This is a genomic window from Pseudomonas sp. S44, assembly GCF_016624805.1.
Lineage (GTDB): Bacteria > Pseudomonadota > Gammaproteobacteria > Pseudomonadales > Pseudomonadaceae > Aquipseudomonas > Aquipseudomonas machongensis.
Genome location: NZ_JACVTY010000001.1, coordinates 397,966 through 421,921, shown reverse-complemented (window position 1 = coordinate 421,921; position 23,956 = coordinate 397,966). Strand labels below are relative to the sequence as shown.

At 64.0% G+C, this 23,956-nt stretch carries 18 protein-coding genes and 1 pseudogene; 12 read left to right on the top strand and 7 right to left on the bottom strand.

Features of this window, described 5'->3' with window-relative positions:
- Window positions 1–28: 28 nt before the first annotated feature.
- Window positions 29–346, bottom strand: coding sequence for a DUF2388 domain-containing protein (locus tag IAE40_RS01770; protein ID WP_054891299.1), 318 nt, complete (start codon window positions 344–346; stop codon window positions 29–31).
- Window positions 347–614: 268 nt separating this feature from the next.
- Here IAE40_RS01770 and IAE40_RS01765 point away from each other — a divergent pair, with 268 nt between their 5' ends.
- From IAE40_RS01765 to IAE40_RS01745, 5 genes are all read left to right on the top strand, one after another.
- Window positions 615–1,967 (top strand): MFS transporter, encoded by a 1,353-nt coding sequence (locus tag IAE40_RS01765; RefSeq protein ID WP_200602523.1) that lies wholly within the window; start codon window positions 615–617, stop codon window positions 1,965–1,967.
- 22 nt (window positions 1,968–1,989) lie between these two features.
- On the top strand, window positions 1,990–2,979 hold the full coding sequence (locus IAE40_RS01760; RefSeq protein ID WP_197889643.1) for a LysR family transcriptional regulator: 990 nt from the start codon (window positions 1,990–1,992) through the stop codon (window positions 2,977–2,979).
- Window positions 2,966–4,381 carry an aspartate ammonia-lyase gene (locus IAE40_RS01755; protein WP_200602522.1) on the top strand — a complete coding sequence of 472 codons (1,416 nt, stop codon included), beginning with the start codon at window positions 2,966–2,968 and terminating at the stop codon, window positions 4,379–4,381. Before IAE40_RS01760 ends, IAE40_RS01755 begins: the two co-directional genes overlap by 14 nt.
- 397 nt (window positions 4,382–4,778) lie before the next feature.
- Window positions 4,779–6,887 carry a TonB-dependent receptor family protein gene (locus IAE40_RS01750; protein WP_200602521.1) on the top strand — a complete coding sequence of 703 codons (2,109 nt, stop codon included), beginning with the start codon at window positions 4,779–4,781 and terminating at the stop codon, window positions 6,885–6,887.
- 16 nt (window positions 6,888–6,903) lie between these two features.
- Window positions 6,904–8,238, top strand: coding sequence for an LLM class flavin-dependent oxidoreductase (locus IAE40_RS01745; protein WP_197889645.1), 1,335 nt, complete (start codon window positions 6,904–6,906; stop codon window positions 8,236–8,238).
- A gap of 1,144 nt (window positions 8,239–9,382) precedes the next feature.
- On the opposite strand, the gene IAE40_RS01740 is transcribed toward IAE40_RS01745, so the two are convergent.
- A complete protein-coding gene (locus tag IAE40_RS01740) occupies window positions 9,383–10,318 on the bottom strand; it encodes a LysR substrate-binding domain-containing protein (RefSeq protein ID WP_197889646.1) in 936 nt (311 codons plus the stop codon).
- Window positions 10,319–10,464: 146 nt separating this feature from the next.
- Between IAE40_RS01740 and IAE40_RS01735 the strand changes: the two genes are divergently transcribed.
- The 4 genes and pseudogenes from IAE40_RS01735 to IAE40_RS01720 form a co-directional block, all read left to right on the top strand.
- Window positions 10,465–11,841 carry an L-serine ammonia-lyase gene (locus IAE40_RS01735; protein ID WP_200602520.1) on the top strand — a complete coding sequence of 459 codons (1,377 nt, stop codon included), beginning with the start codon at window positions 10,465–10,467 and terminating at the stop codon, window positions 11,839–11,841.
- Window positions 11,842–11,948: 107 nt separating this feature from the next.
- Window positions 11,949–13,256 (top strand): serine/threonine transporter, encoded by a 1,308-nt coding sequence (locus IAE40_RS01730; protein ID WP_063544815.1) that lies wholly within the window; start codon window positions 11,949–11,951, stop codon window positions 13,254–13,256.
- A gap of 127 nt (window positions 13,257–13,383) precedes the next feature.
- Entirely contained in the window at window positions 13,384–14,265 is an 882-nt protein-coding gene (locus tag IAE40_RS01725; protein WP_197889648.1) for an alpha/beta fold hydrolase, read from the top strand.
- 8 nt (window positions 14,266–14,273) lie between these two features.
- Window positions 14,274–14,549, top strand: a pseudogene (locus IAE40_RS01720) (C4-dicarboxylate transporter DctA); the annotation flags it as partial.
- An 11-nt stretch (window positions 14,550–14,560) separates the two neighbouring features.
- Here the strand turns inward: IAE40_RS01720 and IAE40_RS01715 are convergent.
- The 4 genes from IAE40_RS01715 to IAE40_RS01700 form a co-directional block, all read right to left on the bottom strand.
- A complete protein-coding gene (locus IAE40_RS01715; protein WP_200602519.1) occupies window positions 14,561–15,238 on the bottom strand; it encodes a DUF3313 domain-containing protein in 678 nt (225 codons plus the stop codon).
- A 145-nt stretch (window positions 15,239–15,383) separates the two neighbouring features.
- On the bottom strand, window positions 15,384–16,679 hold the full coding sequence (locus IAE40_RS01710; protein WP_200602518.1) for an NAD(P)/FAD-dependent oxidoreductase: 1,296 nt from the start codon (window positions 16,677–16,679) through the stop codon (window positions 15,384–15,386).
- A 14-nt stretch (window positions 16,680–16,693) separates the two neighbouring features.
- Window positions 16,694–17,782, bottom strand: a complete 1,089-nt coding sequence (locus tag IAE40_RS01705; RefSeq protein ID WP_065862826.1) for a polyamine ABC transporter substrate-binding protein — start codon at window positions 17,780–17,782, stop codon at window positions 16,694–16,696.
- A gap of 105 nt (window positions 17,783–17,887) precedes the next feature.
- Window positions 17,888–19,246 (bottom strand): glutamine synthetase family protein, encoded by a 1,359-nt coding sequence (locus IAE40_RS01700; protein ID WP_200602517.1) that lies wholly within the window; start codon window positions 19,244–19,246, stop codon window positions 17,888–17,890.
- Between the two features lie 199 nt (window positions 19,247–19,445).
- Between IAE40_RS01700 and IAE40_RS01695 the strand changes: the two genes are divergently transcribed.
- Window positions 19,446–20,345, top strand: a complete 900-nt coding sequence (locus IAE40_RS01695) for a helix-turn-helix domain-containing protein (RefSeq protein ID WP_200602516.1) — start codon at window positions 19,446–19,448, stop codon at window positions 20,343–20,345.
- A 25-nt stretch (window positions 20,346–20,370) separates the two neighbouring features.
- Here the strand turns inward: IAE40_RS01695 and IAE40_RS01690 are convergent, their stop codons facing one another.
- Complete coding sequence (locus IAE40_RS01690) at window positions 20,371–21,126, bottom strand: PIG-L deacetylase family protein (RefSeq protein WP_153773565.1); 756 nt, start codon at window positions 21,124–21,126, stop codon at window positions 20,371–20,373.
- Between the two features lie 323 nt (window positions 21,127–21,449).
- Between IAE40_RS01690 and mdcA the strand changes: the two genes are divergently transcribed.
- Together mdcA and IAE40_RS01680 are read left to right on the top strand one after the other, a co-directional pair.
- Window positions 21,450–23,111, top strand: coding sequence for a malonate decarboxylase subunit alpha (mdcA, locus tag IAE40_RS01685; protein ID WP_153773566.1), 1,662 nt, complete (start codon window positions 21,450–21,452; stop codon window positions 23,109–23,111).
- Complete coding sequence (locus IAE40_RS01680) at window positions 23,111–23,956, top strand: triphosphoribosyl-dephospho-CoA synthase (RefSeq protein WP_234465022.1); 846 nt, start codon at window positions 23,111–23,113, stop codon at window positions 23,954–23,956. Before mdcA ends, IAE40_RS01680 begins: the two co-directional genes overlap by 1 nt.

Genomic DNA, 23,956 nt, shown 5'->3' with positions numbered 1-23,956 from the left:
CGACTTATCAGCCAGAGCACCGCGGTGATCAATGATCCGCCACCACCTCATCCTGCGACAACAGCGCCTTGGCCAGTTCTTCATCACTGGCCTGTAACCCAGGATGGCTCTGGCGTACCTGCTCCAGCGCCGACTCCACATACGCCCCGCGAATCGCACCGCCACTGGCCACGAACGCAGACAGCTCGTCGCGCGCCGGAATGATCCGTTTGTCATCCTTGAATGTGGAGTAGAGCGAAGCAGAAACCCCTGCCGAGGTGGCCACATCGCCCGCGTCGACACGGGCCAGGGCGGACCCTGCGGGAATGCACAGCAGCAGTGCCGGAACAAGCAGTGAATAACGCATGATCAGTCCTCCAGAAGCATCACAGCCCAAGGGATCTCGTGCATGCAATTAAGAGGTGCGGCCATTGGCCAGAGTTCCCCCTGCGAGCAATTGCCAGACGAGCGACCGCATATCGGCCGCCCGACTTCATCAACAATTGCGGCTTACACTATCAGCATTCTTGATACTGTCAGCGCACCTGCTGTTTTGCTGAAGTTGTGACCGTAGACTTGTTCGTAACCGGCCACCCGAGCCGGCTCACAACTACAAGAAGCAAGTGGAGACACGAATGAGTAGCCAAGTTTCGTTCGAAGACCTCCCACTCAGCCGTTTTCATATCAAGACGGTGTTCAGTGGTACGGGCGGTCAATTCAGTGACGGATTCGTGCTAGGGATTATCGGCATTGCCGTCAGCATGGCGGCGGGGCCGTTGCAATTGAATGCGCTATGGATGGGTTTGCTCGGCGCGGCGTCACTGGCCGGTCTGTTTCTCGGCAGTTTGTTTGCAGGGCCCTTGGCCGATAAGTTCGGCAGGCGCCGGATCTTTGCCTGGGACATGTTGCTGTTCGCGGTTATTTCAGCTTCGCAGTTCTTCGTTACTTCACCCGAGCAACTTCTGGCCCTGCGCCTGCTGCTCGGGCTGGTGCTGGGGTTCGACTATGTGGTGAGCAAGTCGCTGGTCACCGAGTTCGCCCCACGCCGTTATCGCGGGCGTTTACTGAGTGTACTGGCCGCCGCCTGGGCCGCAGGTTACGTCGCCGCGTACCTGGTGGGCTTCGCCATCCGTGATATCGGCCCGGACGCCTGGCGCCTGATGCTGGCCTTGAGCGGTGTGCCGGCCTTGTTGATACTGCCGTTGCGCCTGGGTGTGCCGGAATCGCCGATCTGGCTGATGGCGCGCGGTCGCAGTGCCGAGGCGCTGGCCATCATCCAGGCCAAGTTCGGTGCGCACGTGACCTTGCCCGTCGCGCCACCGGCAGCGGCGCAGCAACGCGGCAGCTTCAGCGAGCTGTTCAGCCGCCGCTGGCGCAAGAACACCCTGGTCGGTTGCGTGTTCTACACCTGCCAGGTGATTCCCTTCTTCGCCCTGGGCACCTTCTCGCCGCGTGTGCTCGAAGCATTGAACGTGCAGGACAAGTTCGTTGGCGGGCTGGTCTACAACGTGTTGCTGATGTTGGGCGCACTGTTCGGCCTGCTGATCATCGACCGCATTTCGCGCCGCAGCTTCCTTATCGGCACCTTCTACCTGAGCGCCGTGGGCCTGGCCGTACTGGCCTGGGCCAACTTCGGGGCGCTGGGCACCATCATTGCGTTCGGCTTCTTCGCGTGCGTGCTGGCGGCAGCGGTCAACCTGGAGTTCGTCTATCCGCCGGAGCTGTTCCCCACCCACCTGCGTGCTTCGGGTATCGGCCTGGCCGTGGCCGCCAGCCGCTTCGGCTCGGCGTTCGCCACCTTCCTGTTGCCGATCGCCGTGCAGCATCTGGGGGTGCATACGGCGCTGGGCGTGTGCGTCGGGGTGCTGCTGTTCGGCGGTGTGTTCTGCCACCTGTTCGCCCCGGAAACCAGCCAGGAGCGCCTGGCGGCGGTCACGCCGGAGGAGGGCGACGGCAAACCTGAAGAACGGCCGTTGAACGCCCATTGATCACCCACACGGGAGCTTGAGCATGCCTGGCAACAGACTCATCGACATGTACGCGGTACAGGTGTTCATCGCCGTGGCCGAGGAGGGCAGCATGTCCGGTGCGGCCAGTCGCATGGGCATCTCCCAATCCGGGGTATCGCAGCTGGTACGCCAGCTGGAGGACGATCTTGGCGTGGTGCTGGTGGACCGCACCACGCGGCCGCTGACCCTGACTACGTTCGGCCTGGCCCTGCGCAACCGAGGCGCGCAGCTCAGCGAGGAGTTGTCCAACCTCAAGGCGCAGGTGCTCGATGCCGGGCGCGGGGTCAAACCCGACCTGCGCATTGGCCTGGTCGACTCCTTCGCCGCTACCTGTGGCTCGATGTTCACCCGGCAGATGCTTGGCCAGGTCACGCAGTTGTCGGTGCGTACCGGCCTCAGCCCGCAGCAGGGCGAGTCGTTGCTGCGCCGCGACCTGGACCTGATCGTCACCAGCGATCCGCTGATGGATGCCAACGACGTCATCCGCTATCGCTTGTTCACCGAGCGCTATTTCGTGATTACGCCCAAGGCGCTGGGGCGAGCGCTGCACAGCCTCGACGATGTGCGGGCGCTGGCCAATGTGCTGCCGGTGGTGCGTTTCAATCGCCTGTCGCAGGTCGGCCTGCAGATCGAGCGGCACCTGCGCGGCCTCAATGTGCGGGTGCCCAACCGCCTGGAACTGGACAACGCCGACGCCCTGACCGCGATGGTCGCCGAAGGCATCGGCTGGGCGGTGACCAGCCCGATGTGCTTTCTGCAGGCCATGCCCTGGGTCGACAACGTCACCGCGCACCTGACCCCTGAGCTGAGCCTGGAGCGCTCGCTCTACCTGGTGGCGCGACGCAACGAATACGGCGCCTTCTTCGCAGATGCCTGCGAGTCGGCGCGTGCTGTCATCCTCGATGGCTTCCTGCCGCGCCTGGCGGCGCTGGGCAAGGGCGTCGAGGCATTAGTCAAATTCGATGAGGGAAATACCCGTGAGTACTTTTGATCGCCTCGATGCACGCGTCGAGCAGGATTATGTGGGTGAAGTGCGGATTGCTGCCGACAAGCTCTATGGCGTGAATTCGCTGCGCGGCTTCGACAACCTGAGCGTGTCGCCGCTGAGCATCGCCCATTACCCGGCCTTTCGCGATGCCTTTGCCCAGTGCAAGTGGGCCGCAGCGCTGGCCAACCATGAATGCGGGGTGATCGCCCAGGCCCAGGCCGACGCCATTGCCCAAGCCTGCCAGGCGGTGATCGCCGGTGCATGCGACGACTCGCTGATCGTCGATCTGCTGGAAGGCTCAGGCGGCACCTCGACCAACATGAACTTCAACGAAGTCATCGCCAACCGCGCCCAACAGTTCCTCGGCCATGCGCCGGGCAGCTACGAGGTGGTGCACCCCAACGACCACGTCAACATCTCGCAGTCCACTAACGACGTGTACCCGGCGGCGTTGAAGATCGCCACCCACGCCATGCTTGCCGGGCTGATCGAGCAGGTGCGCCTGCTGGCCCAGGTGTTCGATGCCAAGGCGCTGCAGTTCGCCGATACCCTTCACTTGGGCCGCACCTGCCTGCAGGACGCCCAGCCCATGCGCCTGGGACAGTTGTTCGGAGGGTACGCCGCGCTGACTCACCGCCTGGCCGACGAACTGGTCGCCGTGCGTGAAAAGCTGCACACACTGCCTTTGGGCGGCACCGCCATCGGCACCGGGTTCGGCGCGCCGAAGGCTTACCGCGCGGCGGTCTACCGGCATCTGGTGACGATCACCGGTGTCGCCTACCAGGCGCCAGCCAACCCCTTCGATGCGATGCAGAACATGGATGTGTTCGGCCGCGTATCTGGCGAGCTGCGTACCTGCGCCACCTCGCTGGCGAAGATTGCCGCCGACCTGACCAAGCTGTCGTCGGGACCGGTGGGCGGCATGGGCGAGCTCAAGTTGCCAGAAGCCCAGGCCGGCTCCTCGATCATGCCCGGCAAGGTCAATCCGGTGCTGCCGATGGCGATGATCCAGCTGAGCTTCGCGATCATTGGCAACGATGTGGCAGTGGCTCAGGCAGTGCAGTACGGCGAGCTCGAGATCAACCATTTCGAGCCGGTGGTGGCCTCGCGAGTGTTCGACAGCATCACCTTGCTCACTCAGGGCATCCAGCGTTTTCGTGAGAAGTGCGTGGCCGGCATCCAGGCTGACGAAGCCCGCAACCTGGCGCATTTGACCGATTCGATGGCGGTGGCGACGGCCCTGGTGCCGCGCCTGGGTTATGCCCAGGTCAGCAAGCTGGCGCGTCAGTCGGTGCTTGAAGGGCGCTCGCTGCTGGCGATCCTGGCCGAGTCCGGTGTGATGACCGAGGCGCAGGCCATGGCAGCGATCGAGCAGGCGTCGTATCCGGTGTTCGAGCAGCGTTGATTGATGAACCTGCCCCTGCAGACAGGTCACCACCTGCTGCAGGGGCGGCGGTTCGGCGGCTCGACTGTCCGCGAAAGCGCCGGAACGCCCAATACTGCGCGCGAAGGATTGAAAGTTGTGTGTTTCCAGAGAAATTCTGTTGACCGGTTGTTGAGTTTCGAACAGCGGTCGTTATATCGAAATACCCGAATCAAAGCTGAATCTCCTAGTGTGGTCTTGAACTGTTGTTTATCGAACAGCGGGTTGCACAAATAGCCCGTCCTCCAACACGCGAATCGCTGAAATAGTGTATTCAGTGCCTTGGCACAACAACTGCAATAACCCCATTTGAATGCCCGACCGTACTTCGTGAACAACAGCGAAACACGGCCTTATATATAAATGGGGAGTATCAGTAGTGCGTGCGAAAGTTCGATTTTCCACTCAGCCGCGTTTCAGTCTGGTGACCGCCGCCAGCCTGCCGTTGTTACTGGCTGCCTTCAGCCCGGCAACGTTGGCCGCCGAGGAATCCACCTTGGGCACGGTGACGGTCACCGGCGCCGCGGCAACCGGCGCCCAGCAGGACCAGAAGCGCCTGCAGAAGGTTGCTGGCAATACGGCGGTGGTCGACAACCGCAAAGTCGAGCAGGGCCGTGCGGCCAACGCCGAGGACGTACTGGCGCTGCAGCCCGGTGTGTTCGCCCAGGGCACCAGCGGCACGGCTGCGAACAAGATCTCGATCCGCGGCTCGGGGCTCAACACCTTCTACCAAGGCTATGTACTGGGCACCAAGTTTCTCTTCGACGGCCTGCCGATCACCGGCCCCGGTGGCACCCAGGAAGACTTCCTCGACATGCAGGCGGTGGATCACACCGAGGTGCTCTACGGCGCCAACGCTTACGAGTACGGCGCGTTGGCACTGGGCGGGGCGATCAACATGGTCAGCAAGACCGGCCGTACCGACCCTGGCAACTATGCACGCTTCGAGGTCGGCAGCTATGGCTACCGCAAGCAGCAGCTGAGCACGGGCGGTGTGGTGGGCGACAGCGACTACTACATCAACGTGCTGCACAACGAGCGCGACGGTTACCAGGATCACGCCAGTAACGAAGGTCGCGGCATAGCCGCCAACTTCGGCCACGTGTTCAGCCCCAAGCTGCAGACCCGCATGTTCTTCAAGTACCGCGAAGAGCAGTTGATCAACGGCAACACCCTGACCCGCGCACAGCTCAAGCATGACCCGCGCAGCAACCTGGTGCCCACCGGGCGGCGCAAGGACGGCACCACCTTCATCGGCAACAAGACCACCTACACCTTCGACGATGGCGCCAGGCTCGAAGTCGGCGCGTCGTACAACAACTACCCGCTGCTCAATGGCTGGCGCTATGCCGTGGCGCCGCAGGATTGGCGCTCGAAGGATATCAACCTGACCCTGCGCTACCTGCGTACCGGCGACACCTTCCTCGGCCTGCCCAGTGACAGCAGCGTGATCTTCAGCAACACCCGCGCCTACCTGGCCGATGTCAAGGCGCACAGCCGCGCCACCGGGCTCAGGACCCAGGAAACCAACTACACCGGCTCGCGCGATACCGTGCTGACACTGGCCAACGAGCTGCAACTGGCCGATGACCTGTGGGTGTCGTCGGGGCTGTCGTTCGTCAACATCCGTCGCAAGGGCGAGATCGAGGCGAGTACCCTGACCGCGGCCAACCCCAGCAACTTCCCCACCAGCGTCGAATACGTCGAGAACGACCTGGCGCCGCGGCTGGGACTGCGCTACCAGATCAATCCCGAATTCCAGCTGTTCAGCAACGTCAGCCGCAGCATCGACCCGCCGGTGACCTGGCAATTGGGCAGCACCAGCAATCCTTTCCTCTACGATGTCCGGCCGCAGAAGGCCACGACCTTCGAGGTGGGGGTACGCGGCAGCCATGGGATCTTCGATGGCAGCCTGACCCTGTACCGCTCCTGGGTGCAGAAAGAGCTGTTGACCGTGGTCGTGCAACAGGCAACCGCCACCCAGGACCAGCTCACGGCCACCTCCAACGCCAGCCCGACCCTTCATCAAGGCATCGAAGCGGGGCTCAATGCGTTGCTGTGGACCGGTGCCAACGGCGACACCCTCGACCTGCGCCAGGCCTACACCCTCAACGACTTCAAGTACCGTCACGACGACCGCTTCGGCGACAACCAGCTGCCCGGCCTGCCGCGCCAGGTCTACCAGGCCGAGCTCGCCTATCGCCAGGCCAGCGGGTTCTACGCCTCGCTCAACCTGCGTGCCGCTTCCAGCTACTACATCGACTACGCCAACACCTGGCAGACGCCCTCGTACCTGCTGTGGGGCGCCAAGTTCGGCTACCAGGCGCCGAGCCGCAAGTGGGAGGTGTTCGCCGACCTGCGCAACCTCACCAACCAGCGCTATGCCAGCGCCACCAACACCGCCTATGACGCGGGCGGGCGCGACTCTGCGAACTTCTACCCAGGGGACGCGTTCAACGTGACCACTGGCGTTGCCTTCCGATTCTGAGTGCGGGGAGAGCCTCATGAGCACAGATCAAGCGCAGATGAGCCTGGGCATGAACATCCTCGGGTTCGGCGCCCATGCTGCGGCCTGGCGCCAGGGCGAGGCGGCCATCGACGCGTATGTCGATGTCGCCTACTACCGCGATATCGCCCGGCTTTCGGAAAAGGGCTGCCTGGATGCGATCTTTCTGGCTGATGGGCCGGCACTGCCCGGTGATGTCGCCAGCCAGCCGGGCGGGCGGCTGGAGCCGACCCTGCTGCTGACCGCCGTGGCCGCTGCCACCGAGCGCATTGGTGTGATCGCCACCTGTTCGAGCACCTACAACGAACCGTTCAACCTGGCCCGGCGCATCGCCTCGCTGGACCACATCAGCGGTGGGCGCGCCGCATGGAACGTGGTCACCAACGCCGGCGACGCTGCCGCGCAGAATTTCGGCCTGGCGGGTGCGCCGCTGCATGTCGATCGCTATGGCCGCGCCGAGGAATTTCTCGAGGTGACGCTCAAGCTGTGGGACAGCTGGGAAGAGGATGCAGTGATCGGGGACCGGGCAGGGGGGCGCTTCGCCGACCCGGACAAGGTCCATACCGTCGACTTCAAGGGCCGGCACTTTCAGGTCAAGGGTCCGTTGAACCTGCCGCGCTCGCCCCAGGGGCGTCCGGTCCTGGTCCAGGCCGGTTCTTCCGAAGGCGGCAAGGCGCTGGGGTCGCGCTATGCCGATGCGATCTTCACCACCCAGACCACCTTGCCTGACGGGCAGGCCTTCTACCGGGAGATGAAAGCCCGCGCCAAGGCCTGGGGGCGAGACCCGAGGCACCTGAAGATCATGCCCGGCCTGTCGACGGTGATCGGCAGCACCGAGGCCGAGGCCCATGCGCGTTTCGACGAGCTCAACGCCTGGCATGGCGAGCATGGCCTGTTGCAGCAAGTGGCCGGACGCATCGGTATCGATGCCCGCGAGCTGGACCCGGATGCGCCCTTGCCCTGGGCCAGGATCGGCCCGGTGGCTGCGTTCGAGCAGGGTTCCCATGGCTTTCTCGAGGCGCAACTGAACCTGGCCCGGCGCGAAAACCTGACCATTCGCCAGTTGTCGCGACGCATCCTGGTAGGCCACCGGCTGGCGGTCGGTACGCCCGAGCAAGTCGCCGACACCCTGGCCGAGTGGTTCCTGGCCGAGGCGGGAGATGGCTTCAACATCATGCCCGACATGTTTCCTTCCGGCGCGCAGGTGTTCGTCGAGGAAGTGGTGCCGTTGCTTCAGCGGCGGGGATTGTTTCGGCGCGAATACCAGGGCAGCACGCTGCGCGAGCACCTTGGTCTGCCCAAGGCGGTGAATCAGTACTCGCGGCGCAGGTGACCCCGATAAAGGGGAATGGCAGTGGGGAATCTCCCCCCCGCTGCGATCCCTGTGAACTGCCAAGGTCCTGAAAACGCTCTCTATTTTTCCATGGTATGCCCCTTGCTCCGGCACCTCGCAGAGTCTCCCTGTGTCCCGGAGATGTAGCATGAAGACTCCGCCCAAAGGCGCCATCCTGACGTCATTCACGTTGACCGTGCAGTGCCAGCTCAGCCTGATGGCCAATGACCAGCGGGCCGCCGCCGACCACTGCCGCAGCACATTAGGGCGGCACATGATGGAGGGCGCTCAAAGGCAGCCAGGCCATAGATGCTGTGGCCTAGCGATGGGATTACCAGCCTATTCGGCTAACGGTTGGCAAGATGATTCCCCCCCATTGTCGAACACCGTCGAAATCAGGCGAGAGTGGCCTGAGATCCACCGTCCAAGAGGTGGAGTCACCCAAGTAGTTATCCCCTGTCCAGTAGAAGGAATCAGGCCACCCAAGAATCTGTGGTACTGATCTTGACAGGTCTTCCTCCCTATAAACCTGCCAGAACGCCCTCATTTGAGTTCGAGTCAACGCATGGAATTCGGGACGTGTTGGGTTTGTTGAGGGGGCTGTCCAGAGTTGATCATCACGTCGTTCTACCAGGCGTACGGTACCGGTAAACGTTATGTCGTAACCGGCTCGGGCGCCAGTGCTGTCAGTCACCACGATGCGTGCAGTCCCGATCCCTGTGGCCACCACGTTTCCGTTGCTAGGGCCCACTATGGCGATGTTTGTGTTGCTCGAATAATAGCGATAGGGGGCTTTGCCACCTGTAGCTGCACGCAGGAAAGAAGCATTGAAGTGGGGCGCAGGCACTAACGGGGGACGCCCCTGAACGATGATGTAATCGGTCCCCAGAGCCTGGCTATGGTTTTCACCGAGGTACAACGCCCCGCCCACTTTGAAGCGCAAAGGCTCGGACTTTCTGGGTGCCGCAGTTATCGACGATGTCATGGCTGTTCCCTGGTGCTTGTGATCCCGGCAGCAGTATTGCCCGGATTGAAATCGCCCGAAACTGACAGAAATGCTAGGTGTCGGTTGTGCGCCAGCGTGGCCCTGACGGGCATTTGGGGCGTGGGTGGTAACGCGGCCACGCTCTTGCCGGGAGTGGTATCACATCAGCGGATGCAGGGCCCGGAAGGTCTGCGCTTCCTCCACCAACCAATCGTGCACTGCGCGGGCGCCGGGTTGGGTCAGGCCGCCGGGCGGATAGAGCAGCACATAACGCTTGTGATTGGGGATCGGTACCCCGAACGGAACGATCAGAGTGCCGCGCTCGAGCTCGTCGTTGAGCAAGGTACGGCGCGCAATCGCGACGCCGATACCGGCAATCGCCGCCTCGATGGTCAGGTGGTTGCGATTGAAGGTGTGGCCGCGGCGCACGTTCAGGCCACCCGCGCCGATGCCCTCCAGGTAGAACTCCCACTCCGCGTATTCCGAACTGCCGCGCCAGGCCGTGATGTCGTGCAGCAGCGGGTAGTGGACCAGATCGGCTGGGCCGTGCAGCGGCGGCCGGCCGCGTAGCAGGGCGGGGGAGCAGACCGGAAAGATCTGCTCGTCCAGCAGCGGCGTCGAGAGCATTCCGGGGTAGCTGCCGTCATTGAGGTCGATCGCCAGGTCGAAGTCGCCGTCGTGCAGGGCCTGGTTGCTGTCTTCGGCCACCAGGCGCAGCTCGATGTCCGGGTAGCGCTGCTGGAAGCGAGGCAGGCGCGGGGTCAGCCATTTGGCGAGGAACGAAGGGATCGAACGCAGGCGCAAGGTGCCGCGAATTTCACCCGCATCCAGGCGCAGCAATTCGGCTTCGATGCTGCCATAGGCCTCGGCGACAGTCTGCGCCAGGCGCTGCCCCTCGGCGGTCATCTCCACACCACGGGCGCGGCGCAGGAACAGGGCGAAGCCCAGGCGCTCTTCAAGCTGGCGCATCTGCTGGCTGACCGCCCCGGGGGTGATGTGCAGTTCTTCGGCACAGCGGGTAAACGACAGATGCCGCGCCGCACAGGAGAACACATGCAGCCAGACGAATACCTGGCCGTTGAGTTGCCCTTTCATTGTTTAGTCCTGCTAAAGGCTTGCTTAGGAATTTTCGTTGGTCATTGCCAGGCGAGCGCGGCAGTATCGCGCAAATTCGCAGTACCCATCAATTTTTCCGGAGGGCCGCGCAGCGGCAAACAACGTCGCAGCGGTCAGGCATTAGCATGGCTATCAGTGTTTTCGACCTCTTCAAGATCGGCATCGGGCCGTCCAGCTCCCACACCGTGGGGCCCATGCGTGCCGCCGCCACCTTTGCCCAGCGGCTGCGCGAACATGGCCTGCTGGCCCAGGTGCAGCGGGTCGAGGTGCGCCTGTATGGCTCGCTGTCGGCCACCGGCGTCGGTCACGCCACCGACCGCGCCTGCCTGCTGGGCCTGATGGGCGAGTGGCCGGACCGCATCGACCCGCACAGCATCGAGCCGCGCATCGACCAGTTGATGCAGGAGCAGTGCCTGATGCTCGATGGCTCGCATCCGGTGGCGTTCCAGTACAGCCGCGACATGCGCCTGCTCGACCAGAGCCTGGACTACCACCCCAACGCCATGAGCCTGGAAGCACTGGGCGGGCAGGGCAGCCTGCTGACCCAGACCTACTACTCCGTTGGCGGCGGCTTCATCATCGAGCAGGCCGAAATCGATGCACCGGTCAATACCGAAGCGCACGTCGAGCTGCCGTACGAGTTTTCCTCAGGCGCCGAGCTGCTGGCGCTGTGCAAGACCCATGGCTTGACCGTTGGCCAGTTGATGATGGCCAACGAGCGCGCCTGGCGCAGCGAACACGAGATCCGCAGCGGCCTGCTGGGCATCTGGGCCGCCATGCGCGAATGCGTCGATAACGGCCTGCGTAATGAGGGCATCCTGCCAGGTGGGCTCAAGGTCAAGCGCCGGGCTGCGCGCCTGCACCGCAGCCTGCAGGAGTTGGGCAAGCCCAACGTGATCGGCTCGACCCTGAGCGCGATGGAGTGGGTCAACCTGTTCGCGCTGGCGGTCAACGAAGAAAACGCCGCTGGCGGGCGCATGGTCACGGCACCGACCAATGGCGCGGCCGGCATCATCCCGGCGGTGTTGCACTACTACATGAAGTTCAACCCCGCGGCCTGCGACGACGACGTGGTGGCGTTCCTGCTGGCCGCTGCGGCGGTCGGCATCCTGTGCAAGAAAAACGCATCGATCTCCGGCGCCGAAGTGGGTTGCCAGGGTGAGGTCGGTTCGGCCTGCTCCATGGCCGCTGCAGGCCTTGCCGAAGTGCTCGGCGCCACCCCGCCGCAACTGGAAAACGCCGCTGAAATCGCCCTGGAGCACAACCTCGGCCTGACCTGCGATCCGGTCGGCGGTCTGGTTCAGGTGCCGTGCATCGAGCGCAACGCCATCGCCGCCGTGAAGGCGATCAATGCTGTGCAGATGGCCTTGCGGGGTGATGGCGAGCATTTCATCTCCCTCGACCGGGTGATCCGCACCATGCGCGACACCGGCGCGGACATGCACGCCAACTACAAGGAAACCTCCCGCGGCGGCCTGGCCGTTGCCTTTGTCGAGTGCTGAGTTCGCTGGTTCAAACCCGCTCCTGTAGGCGTTCGACTCAACAAGCCTGAATCGATTTGCAACACCCGCTGCACCGAGCAACAAAAACAACTACAAAGGCGAAACCCATGACTGATGTACACAACACCACGACCGTTCGTGCGGATTCGGCTGCGCCGGCTTCGACCACAGCCACGCGCAGCTGGAACCGCCACGACACCACCTGGGCCCTGGGCCTGTACGGCACTGCCATCGGTGCCGGTACCCTGTTCCTGCCGATCAACGCCGGGGTAGGGGGGTTCTGGCCGCTGCTGATCCTCGCGCTGCTGGCCTTCCCGATGACCTTCTATGCGCACCGTGCGCTGACCCGCTTCGTGCTTTCCGGGCGCCGTGGCGGCAACGAAGACATCACCGAGGTGGTCGAGGAGCATTTCGGCGTGGGTGCCGGCAAGCTCATCACCTTGCTCTACTTCCTGGCGATCTTCCCCATCCTGCTGGTCTACAGCGTGGCCCTGACCAACACCCTGACCAGCTTCCTCGAGCACCAACTGCATGTGACCGCGCCGCCGCGTGCACTGTTGTCGCTGCTGTTGATCGCCGGTCTGATGGTGGTGGTGCGTTGCGGCCAGCAGATCATCGTCAAGGTCATGAGCGTGCTGGTCTATCCCTTCGTCGCCTCGCTCCTGCTGCTGGCCCTGAGCCTGATCCCCAACTGGAACGGTGCCTTCTTCGCCCAGGCCAGCGAAGGCCTGAGCACCTCCAAGCTGCTGCTGACCCTGTGGCTGGCGATCCCGGTGATGGTGTTCTCGTTCAACCACTCGCCGATCATCTCGGCCTTCGCCGTCGACCAGAAGCATCGCTACGGCGCCGACGCCGACCGCAAGAGCGGCCGTACCCTGGCCACCGCCCACGTGATGATGGTGCTGACGGTGATGTTCTTCTGCTTCAGTTGCGTACTGGCCCTGAGCCCTGCCGACCTGGCAGCGGCCAAGGTGCAGAACATCTCGATCCTGTCGTACCTGGCCAACCACTTCCAGACGCCGGTCATCGCCTTCGTCGCCCCCCTGATTGCCCTGGTGGCGATCACCAAGTCTTTCCTGGGTCACTACATCGGTGCCAGCGAAGGCTTCCAGGGCATGATCGTCAAGAGCCTGCGCAGCCGCGGTAAAAGCTGGTCGGCCAAGCGCCTGGAGCGGGTGACCGCGCTGTTCATGGTGCTGGGCTGCTGGATCGTGGCGACCCTCAATCCGAGCATCCTCGGACTGATCGAAAGCCTCGGTGGCCCAGTGCTGGCGTGCCTGCTGTTCCTGATGCCGATGTATGCCGTGCGCAAGGTGCCTTCGCTGCGCAAGTACTCGGGCGCGCTGTCGAACGTGTTCGTCGTGCTGGTGGGGTTGATCACCTTGTCTGCGATTTTCTACGGCTTCTTTGCCTGAGGCCATGCTTCACGATTCGTGTTGCTTCGCTCTGCATTTGTGTTCTTGATGCCTTCGGTGCCGCAGCTATGCTCGGCACCTGAAGGGTCGTCTTACGGCCTGAAAGCACACGAACGGAGTGATTGGCATGTTCCAGGGTTTCAAGAAAGCCTTCCAGCACGTCGAAGGTATCGAGATCGCCTACCGTATCGGCGGCAAGGGGCCGGCGTTGCTGCTGTTGCACGGCCACCCGCAGACCCATGTTATCTGGCACAAGGTGGCCGAAAAGCTGGCCGAGCAGTTCACTGTGGTCGCTGCCGACCTGCGCGGTTACGGCGATTCGGCCAAGCCTGAGGCCGACGACCGGCATGAGGCGTATTCCAAGCGCCGCATGGCCGCAGATATGGTCGGGCTCATGCATGCCCTGGGGTTCGAGCAATTCGCCCTGATGGCCCACGACCGCGGCGCGCGGGTCGCGCACCGCCTGGCGCTCGACCATCCCCAGCGCCTGACCCGCCTGGTGCTGCTGGACATCGCGCCAACCCTGACAATGTATCGCCAGACCAACGAAGCCTTCGCCCGTGCCTACTGGCACTGGTTCTTCCTCATTCGCCCGGCGCCACTGCCTGAAACCCTGATCGAAGCCAACCCGGAAGGCTACCTGCGCAGCGTCATGGGGGGGCGCAGTGCCGGCCTTGCGCCGTTCACCGACGAGGCGTTCGCCGAGTACCGTCGTTGCCTGTCGCTACCGGGCGCAGCGCGTGGCGTGTGCGAAGACTATCGGGCGGCTGCAGGCATTGACCTGGAGCATGACCAGGCCGATCTCGATGCCGGGAACACGGTCAGGACCCCGCTACTGGTGATGTGGGGCCGTGACGGCGTCATCGGCAAGTGCTTCGAACCGCTCAAGGAATGGCGCGCCTGTGCCGAGGACGTGCGCGGCAGCGAGTTGCCCTGCGGTCACTACATTCCTGAAGAAGCCCCGCAAGCCTTGCTCGAGCACGCCCTGCCGTTCCTGCTGCACGCCTGATACGGCCTGTCGGCGCGGGTTTCGTTGCGCTGGCCGCAAGCCTTGCGGTGGTGCCGACCGTACCGGTCGCGGCGATGGTGCTGATCCTGGGCGTCGACTGCTTCCTGGCCGAATGCCGGTCGCTGACCAACATCATCGGCAATGCGGTCGCGACCCTGGCTGTTGCAGTCTGGGAGGGCGAACTCGACAGGGACCGGCTGGCGGTAATCAGCCGCAGCCCGGGCGCGGTTGCCAGCGCCCAGACCACGCCTGAAACCTCGGGCATGCCTGCGGCGAAAGACTGATCCGACGCCGTTTACTGGCCCTTCTTGCGCAGTTCCACGACGCTACGACGCATGTCGCTGGCCCAGCCATCGAGCACCGGCTTGACGTTCTCCAGCTTGAGCTGCGCGGTGTCGTTCTCCAGCGCCTCGCCGGTGCCCTTGCGCACCACCTGGGCCAACACTTTCTGGTTGGCACCGTCGAGGAAGGCCGCTTCTACAGCGATGTCCACTTCCTGGTCACGACCACCGGCCGCAGTGTTCACAGCCGCGGCCACCAGGGCGAAGGGCACCACTTCATAGGGCTTGAGCCCCTCGGTCTTGGTCGACACCGCGGTGATCGCCGGGCGTACCACGATCGTTCCCGGGCCTGGAGCGCTGACCACCGTCAGCACGCTGCCCAGTTCCCGGCGCATGGCGTCGTCGAAGTAGCGGGTGATCGCTTGCAGGGTCTGCGCCGAGATCACCGCTGTGGGTTGTGGTCTGGGGTAGAACTGGCTGGGCTCGATATAGACCTGTCGATACTGGCTGGCCTTGATCCCGGGGTCGATCCAGCGCATTACCGGTGCCCCGGAAACACTTTCCGCCGGCTTGAGCCGGCTGTAGTCCTTGAGAAACCCGGAATACTGGCTCGGATCGACGCGGTTGCTGGAACAGGCGGCCAGGGCAAGCACGGCAGCGCACAGCAGGGTAGCGCGAGGCAGCGGTTTCATGATGGGTAGCGTCCATTGAGGGGGAGGCCAGATCAACGCTAGCAGGTGCTTGGCGATTGGCCAGTTTGCAGGTGGTTTGGTGTGCGCCCTTGGTTCTGTGATGTGAATTCCCACATGAAATCAGGGCCTGCAAACCATCCTTCAATCACCCCAGCACCTCCCTCACGCGATACCACAACATCCCCAGGGCCAGCAGCGGCGAGCGCAGGGCCTTGCCGCCGGGGAAGGTCAGGTGCGGCACGGCACTGAAGATATCCAGGCCCTGGCTGTGGCCGACGGCGATGGCCTCGGCCAACAGCTTGGCGGTCCAGTGGGTCACGTTCAGGCCATGCCCGGAGTAACCCTGGGCGTAATACACGTTTGGATGCTGGCTCAGGCGGCCGACCTGGGGGAAGCGGTTGGCGGTGATGCCGATCATGCCGCCCCACTGGAAGTCGATGCGCACATCGGCCAGTTGCGGGAACACCTTCAGCACTTTCGGGCGCATGTAGGCGGCGATGTCCTTCGGGTCGCGGCCGGAGTAGTGGCAGGCGCCACCGAACAGCAGGCGGCGGTCGGCGGTCAGGCGGTAGTAGTCAAGGCCGACCTTCTGGTCGCACAGCGCCATGTTCTGCGGAATCAGGCTGCGCGCCAGAGCCTCGGGCAACGGTTCGGTCGCCACCACGTAGCTGCCGGCGGGCAGCACCTTGCCGGTCAAGCGCGGCTCCAGCTCGTCCAGGTGCGCATTGCACCCCAGCACCAGGCTCTTGGCCCGTACCTTGCCGCGTGCGCAGTGCAGGGTGACGGTGGGCCCGTGTTCGATGCGTTGCACAGCGGTCTGCTCGAAGATTCGCACGCCAAGGCTGCTGGCGGCGCGGGCCTCGCCCTGTACCAGGTCCAGTGGGTGCAGGTGGCCGGAGCCCATGTCCACCAGGCCGCCGGCGTACTGGTCGCTGGCGACGATGTCGTAGATGCGCGCTGGGGCGATCAGCCGGGTTTCATGGCGATAGCCCAGTTCGGCCAGGTCCTGCAGTTCGTCGTTGAACGCCGCGAACTGCGCCGGGGTGTTGGCCAGCTCGCAGAAGCCCCAGCGCAGGTCGCACTCGATGCCGTATTGCTCGATGCGCCTGGCCACCAGCTCGATCGAGTCCAGGCCTGCCTGCTTGAGGTAACGCACGCCGTCCTGGCCCACGTAGCGAGCAAAGCCCGAAACGTCATGGCCGATACCGCGGATCAGTTGCCCGCCATTGCGCCCACTGGCGCCCCAGCCGATGCGGCGGGCCTCCAGCAGAATCACCGACAGGCCATGCTCGGCCAGCTCCAGCGCGGTGTTGACGCCAGTCAGGCCGCCGCCGACCACGCACACGTCGGCGCTCAGCTCGCCTTCGAGTTCGGGGTAGGGCGCCGTGGCACGGGCCGTGGCGGCGTAGTAGGAGGTGGTGTGTTCGGTTTGATGAGGCATCGGAAACACTCGAATCAGCGGTTGGACTTGATCTTGCTCCAGGAGCGGGTCATCACCCGCATGATCTGCGGGCTGGGGGTGCTGGAGACGTAGAGCTTGTCCAGAACCTCCTGGGACGGATAGATCTCGGGATTCTCCACCAGCGACTTGTCCATGAACGCCTTGGCATCAGGGTTGGCATTGGCATACCCGACCGTGGCGCTGACCTTGGCGATCACTTTCGGGTCGAGCAGGTAGTTGATGAAGGCCAGGGCCTGGTCTGGATTGCTGGCGTCTTTCGGGATGGCCAGCAGGTCGAACCACAGGTTGCTGCCTTCCTTGGGAATGCTGTAGGCGATCTTCACGCCGTTCTTGGCTTCCACGGCGCGGTTGGCCGCCTGGAACACGTCGCCGGAGTAGCCGAAGGCCACGCACACGTCACCGTTGGCCAGGTCAGAGACGTACTTGGAGGAGTGGAAGTAGGTGATGTACGGGCGCAGCTCCATCAGCCGTGCTTCGGCCTTGGCGTAGTCTTTCGGGTCTTCGCTGCGTGGGTTCATGCCCAGGTAGTTGAGCATGGCCGGGAACAGCTCGTCGGGCGAGTCCATGAAGGCCACGCCGCATTGCTTGAGTTTCTTCAGGTTCTCTGGCTCGAACAGCACGGCCCAGGAGTCGACCTTGTCGATGCCCAGCGCGGCCTTGACCTTCTCGACGTTATAGCCAATGCCATTGGTACCCCACAGGTACGGCACAGCGTACTTGTTGCCCGGATCGTTCTGCTCCAGTTGCTTGAGCAGTTTCGGGTCCAGGTGCTGCCAGTTCGGCAACTTGCTGCGATCCAGTGGCAGGAACGCGCCGGCCTTGGCCTGGCGGGCGAGGAAGTGGTTCGAGGGCACCACCACATCGTAGCCGGTGCGGCCGGCGAGCAGCTTGCCCTCGAGGGTTTCGTTGGAGTCGAAGACGTCATAGACCACCTTGATCCCGGTACTGGCCTGGAAGTCGGCCAGGGTGGTCTCGCCAATGTAGTCGGTCCAGTTGTACACGCTGACCGTGGGCTCGGCCTGGGCGGCCGCGCCGAACATCAGGGCGAAGGCTGCGGGAATCAGGGTTTGCAAATGACGCATGTCGGCACCTCGTTGGACTTGTTCTTCGGGTTCGAAACGGAAGCAGGGGCAGCGCGTTGCCTGTGGGAGCGGATCGACCCGCTCCCGCAGAAACCCTCCATGGGGTCACACGCTCAGCAGCAGGAACTCGCGCTCCCAGGAGCTGATCACCCGCTTGAAGTTTTCATGCTCGGCGCGTTTGACCGCGACGTAGCCCTGGACGAACTGGCGCCCCAGGTAGTCTTCCAGGACCTTGCAGTCTTCCATGTGCTGCAGCGCATCCTCGATGGTGATCGGCAGACGCAGGTTGCGGCGCTCGTAGGCGCGGCCCTGTACAGGCGCGCTCGGCCCGATCTTCTCGATCATGCCCAGGTAACCGCACAGCAGGCTCGCGGCGATCGCCAGGTAAGGGTTGGCATCGGCGCCCGGCAGGCGGTTCTCCACGCGCATCGCCTCGGGGCTGGAGGTCGGAACGCGCAGGCCGGCGGTGCGGTTTTCCTCGCCCCATTCCACGTTCACCGGCGCCGAGGTGTCCGGCAGGAAGCGGCGGAACGAGTTGACGTTCGGCGCGAACATCGGCAGTACCTTGGGGATGTACTTCTGCAGGCCGCCGATGTGGTGCAGGAACAGCTCGCTCATGCTGCCGTCTTCATTGGCGAACACCGGCTTGCCGGTGGCGATGTCGACCACGCTCTGGTGCAGGTGCATGGCACTGCCCGGCTCGTCGGTGATCGGCTTGGCCATGAAGGTGGCGGTGACATTGTGCTTGAGCGCCGCCTCGCGCATGGTGCGCTTGAATACGGTGATCTGGTCGGCCAGGTCCAGGGCGTCGCCGTGACGGAAGTTGATCTCCATCTGCGCCGGGCCGTCTTCGTGGATCAGCGTGTCCAGGTCCAGGCACTGGATTTCGCACCAGTCGTAGACGTCCTCGAACAGCGGGTCGAATTCGTTCGCGGCATCGATGGAGAACGACTGCCGGCCGCTCTCGGCACGGCCCGAACGGCCCAATGGCGCCTGCAGCGGCAGGTCCGGGTCTTCGCAGCGCTGGGTGAGGTAGAACTCCATTTCGGGCGCAACGATCGGCTGCCAGCCCTTGTCGGCGTAAAGCTTGAGGACTTTCTTCAGGACGTTGCGCGGCGACAGCTCGATGGGGTTGCCGTGCTTGTCGAAGGTGTCGTGGATGACGATGGCGGTCGGTTCGATCGCCCAAGGGATCTGGTACACCGCTGCCGGGTCAGGGCGGCAGATCATGTCGATGTCCGCCGGATCGAGCAGGCCGTAGTAGATGTCGTCATCGACGAAGTCGCCGGTGACGGTCTGCAGCAGCACACTCTCGGGCAGGCGCATGCCACGCTCGTTGAGGAACTTGTTGGTCGGGGCGATCTTGCCGCGGGCAATGCCGGTCAGGTCACTGACCACGCATTCGACTTCGGTGATCCGGTGTTCTTTCAGCCAGGCGGACAGCTGATCGAAGGGGGCGTTCATACAGACCTCTTGGTTGGGTTTTGGTGGTGGGCATGTGCAGCGCGTGAAGGCCGTCGACCTCCAGGAGGTATTACAAACCTTTTCACGACGCCACTTCCCACAGGTCACGCTGAGGACTATCTTGGGCGCTGCCCCTCGGGGTGATCTATCCGTTTTCTCCGTCAATCAATGCACCAAAAGAGTGCATATAGGACGTCGCGTGAATACGCAAACCGCCTTGCAGGTCCAGGCTTTCAACACCACCGATGTCACCGAGCAGGTGCGTGCCACCCCTGGCTGGCAGCAGCAGTACCGGCAGATGTCACCCGGGCATTTCAGCGGCCAGCTGCGCTGCCTGGGGCTCGATGGCGTCGAGGTGTACGAAGAGCGCCTGAATACCCGAGTCGAGCAGTTCTTCCGCGCCCCGAGCGGCTCGCTGACCTTTTGCTTCGACCAGGTCGAGAACAGCCTGTACCTGCTCAACGAACAAAGCCGCAACATCTGGATAACCCCGGAGAACTACCAGGAAGTGGCGGTGGTGTTCGACCAGCCGTTCCTGCAGCGGCACGGCCTGGATCTGGAGCGTTTGCAGGGGCTGTACATGGTGCCGCTGGGCAGCGGCCAGAATGCGCTGTTCGGCAGCTGGCTGAGCGCGACCCTGACACGTCTGGCGCAGGCTGACTGCCCACTCGAAGGGCAGGCCTTGGCCGAGCAACTGCTCGATGACTGCCTGTTCATCCTCGACAACGCCTGCCAGCGCCTGCAAGGCCAGGCACTGGGCAAGCGCGGTGAAGAGCGGGCGATCATGCAGCGGGTCAGCGAATGGGCGGCGGACTGCCCGGAAGAGACGCTCAATCTCATGGAGCTGGCGCAGGTGGCCGGGGTGTCGTTGCGTCAATTGCAGGAGGCCTTCAAGGCCTTTACCGGCATGCCCCCGGCGCATTGGTTGCGTCTGCGCCGACTCAACGGTGCGCGCCGCGACCTGCTGCGCCGCGCCAGCGACGTGACGGTAGCGGAAGTGGCGATGCGTTGGTCGTTCTGGCACCTGGGGCGGTTTTCCGAGAGCTATCGCCAGTTGTTCCGCGAATTGCCGAGCGAGACCCTCAAGCGCGGGCGCTGAAGGGGCATCTGCGAGGGGTTGGCTGTCAGATAAAGACCAGTTCAAAAGGCTGCAGCAGGCATTCCAGCAGCTGTTGCGGCACCACGGGCGGCGTGTCCGCATCCGCCTCCATCTGACTGACATGGGCAGCGATGGCCTGGCGCTTGCGCGCGAGGCTCGCTTCGTCGAGCTGGATACGACGCGCGCGTTGCCAAGGTAGCCGAGGATCGTCCGGCGTCGACCAGCGCCACGCCCATATCGGCGCTTCGGCCAGCGTTGCCCCGCGCGCCTGGGCGGCCTGTGCGCAGGCACGGCCCACCGCGTCATGGTCGCAATGGCCATCGTGGCGCCAGGGACACATCAACAGATCGCCGGGTTGCAGTAACTGGTTCAGGTAATTGACCAGAAAGGCCTCGTCCCGGGGCAAGGCGCCGTCCTTGAGGTTCAGCCGTCGCCAATCCAGATCGCCGACCCGCAGATTGAGCTGCTGCAAGGCATGGTGGCTCTCCAGTGGGCGCTGGTGGCGCAGGCGTCGTTCGCTCCACTGTGCCGAGCCTGGGTGGCTGCCTTCGCCATCGGTGGCGGAGATCAGCACGAGATCCTGCTCGCGGCCATGGAAGTCACTCAGTAATCCGCCCGCCATGAGCACCTCGTCATCCGGATGCGGCGCTACCAACACCAGGCGCCGACCCGGCGGGCACAGTTGTTCGGGGGTGATCCAGGCGGCCCGGGCCAGGTGCGCGGATTTCTGCCATTCGCTCCAAGGGGTTCCCGCGGCAGCCTGGATCATGTGCTCGTTCATCGTTGCCAAGCTCCTGCTGTCAGTCGAACTCAAACCAATCCTGTCGCAGATACCTCTGCGGCGGCTTTGGTCATGGTGGGTTTCGGGACGACTCCCGGGTCTCTGAAGAATTGAGGGAGTGGGTGAGGGGAGAGTTCAAAAAAGCTGGCGAGGACGGGGGAGCGGATTTAGCCGCGACAAGACATTGCTGCGAAAGACAACGGCTCAAGTCCTTACATCAAAAACATTACGCTCACCGTAACGATCAACCACCGTGCTTGATTGATGCCTCCCACCCCCCAGGCCTAAGGTGACCCCACGACAGCGAACCCGTGGAGTCACCAATGACCACAACGAAGAATCCACCGCCGCAATGGTCGAGAAGGCGCGCCGAAAAGCAGCGCCGTCTCGAGCGGGTGAGTCACCTCGCCGATGGCGTGGTACTGCCCACCGAGCGGATCGTCGAGGCCCTCGAACTGCTGATCGCCCCGGGTGATCGTGTGGTGCTCGAAGGCAACAACCAGAAGCAGGCGGACTTTCTTTCGCGCTCGCTGGCCAAGGCCGACCCTGGCCGTCTCCACGACCTGCACCTGATCATGCCCAGCGTCAGCCGCGCCGAGCACCTGGACCTGTTCGAACGTGGCATCGCCCGCAAGCTCGACTTCTCCTTCGCCGGCCCCCAGAGCCAGCGCATCGGCCAGTTGCTCGAAGACGGTCTGCTCGAAGTCGGCGCCATCCACACCTACATCGAGCTCTACTCGCGCCTGCTGGTGGACCTGATCCCCAACGTCACGCTGGTTGCAGGCTTCACTGCCGACCGCGATGGCAACCTCTACACCGGCCCCAGCACCGAGGACACTCCGGCGCTGGTCGAGCCCACCGCGTTCAGCGATGGCATCGTCATCGCCCAGGTCAACCAGTTGGTTGACCGTGTCGACGACCTGCCCAGGGTGGACATCCCTGCCTCGTGGATCGACTTCGTGGTGGTCGCCGACCAGCCGTTCTACATCGAACCGCTGTTCACCCGCGACCCGCGTCATATCAAGCCGGTCCATGTGCTGATGGCGATGATGGCGATCCGCGGTATCTATGAAAAACACCAGGTGCAGTCGCTCAACCACGGCATCGGTTTCAATACCGCCGCCATCGAGCTGATCCTGCCGACCTATGGCGAGTCGCTGGGGCTCAAGGGCAAGATCTGCCGCAACTGGACCCTCAATCCTCACCCGACGCTGATCCCGGCCATCGAAACCGGCTGGGTACAAAGCGTGCACTGCTTCGGCACCGAGCTGGGCATGGAAGACTACATTGCCCAGCGTCCGGACGTGTTCTTCACCGGGCGCGACGGTTCGATGCGCTCCAACCGGTTGATGTGCCAGCTGGCAGGGCAGTACGCGGTGGACCTCTTCATCGGCGCCACCTTGCAGGTCGATGGCGACGGGCATTCTTCGACGGTCACCCGTGGCCGCCTGGCCGGTTTCGGCGGGGCACCGAACATGGGCCACGATCCACGCGGGCGACGCCACGCGACGCCGGCCTGGCTGGACATGACCGTGCCCGAAACCCTGCTCGAGCGGGGGCGCAAGCTGGTGGTGCAGATGGTCGAGACCTACCAGGAGGGCGGTAAACCGACCTTCGTCGAAACCCTGGATGCGGTCGAGGTGGCGAAGAAGGCCGGCATGCCGCTTGCACCCGTGATGATCTACGGCGATGACGTCACCCACCTGCTCACCGAAGAGGGCATCGCCTACCTGTACAAGGCGCGCAGCCTGCAGGAACGTCAGCAGATGATCGCGGCGGTGGCCGGGGTCACCGCCATTGGCCTGCGCCATGACCCCAAGGATACCGAGCGCCTGCGCCGCGAAGGGTTGGTGGCCTTGCCCGAAGACCTGGGCATTCGCCGTACCGACGCCACCCGTGAGTTGCTCGCCGCACGCAGCATCGCCGACCTCGTGGAATGGTCCGGTGGCCTGTACAACCCGCCCGCACGCTTCAGGAGCTGGTGATGAAAGCACTTTGCCTACAGCCCCTGGCCTTGCCCGACCAATTGGCGGACCTGGCCGTCGAAGCCCTGATCGATGAGGCCGACCTCTCGCCCAAGCCAGGGCTGGTGGACCGGCGCGGCAGCGGCGCCCATGGCGACATGAACCTGGCCTTGATGCACGCCTCGGCGCTGTCGCTGTGGCCGTGCCTGCGACAGATGGCCGAAGCGGCGCAACGCCATGGCAAGATCGCTGCGCCGCTGCGTGCAGAGCTGGGACGCCTTGGGCGCGAAGGCGAGGCGGCGATGCTCGCCACCACGGCCGGGGTGAATACCCACCGTGGTGCTATCTGGGCGCTGGGGCTGCTGGTTGCGGCGCGGGCGCTGAGCCCGCTGAGCAGTGACCCGCATACTCTTGCCGCACGTGCCGGGCGCCTTGCGCTGATCGATGATCCGGCCGCCCCCGCACAGGACAGCCACGGCATCCAGGTGCGCCGCCGCTATGGCGCAGGTGGTGCGCGCGAGCAGGCCCAGCAAGGCTTTCCGGCGATCACCGGTCACGCTCTGCCGCAACTCTGGCGCAGCCGCGCCGCTGGCGCCAGCGAGACCCATGCACGCCTGGACGCGCTGCTGGCGATCATGGCTTCGCTGAGCGACACCTGCGTGCTGTGGCGTGCCGGTCAGCAAGGCCTGGATGCCCTGCAGCAAGGGGCCCGTGCGGTGCTCGATGCAGGCGGCAGCGCGAGCTTGGCGGGTCGCCGTCAACTGCGCGCGCTGGATGCGCACCTGCTGCAACTCAATGCCTCTCCAGGCGGTGCTGCCGATCTGCTGGCCGCCTGCCTGTTCCTCGACAAAGCCGGGAGCCTGTGA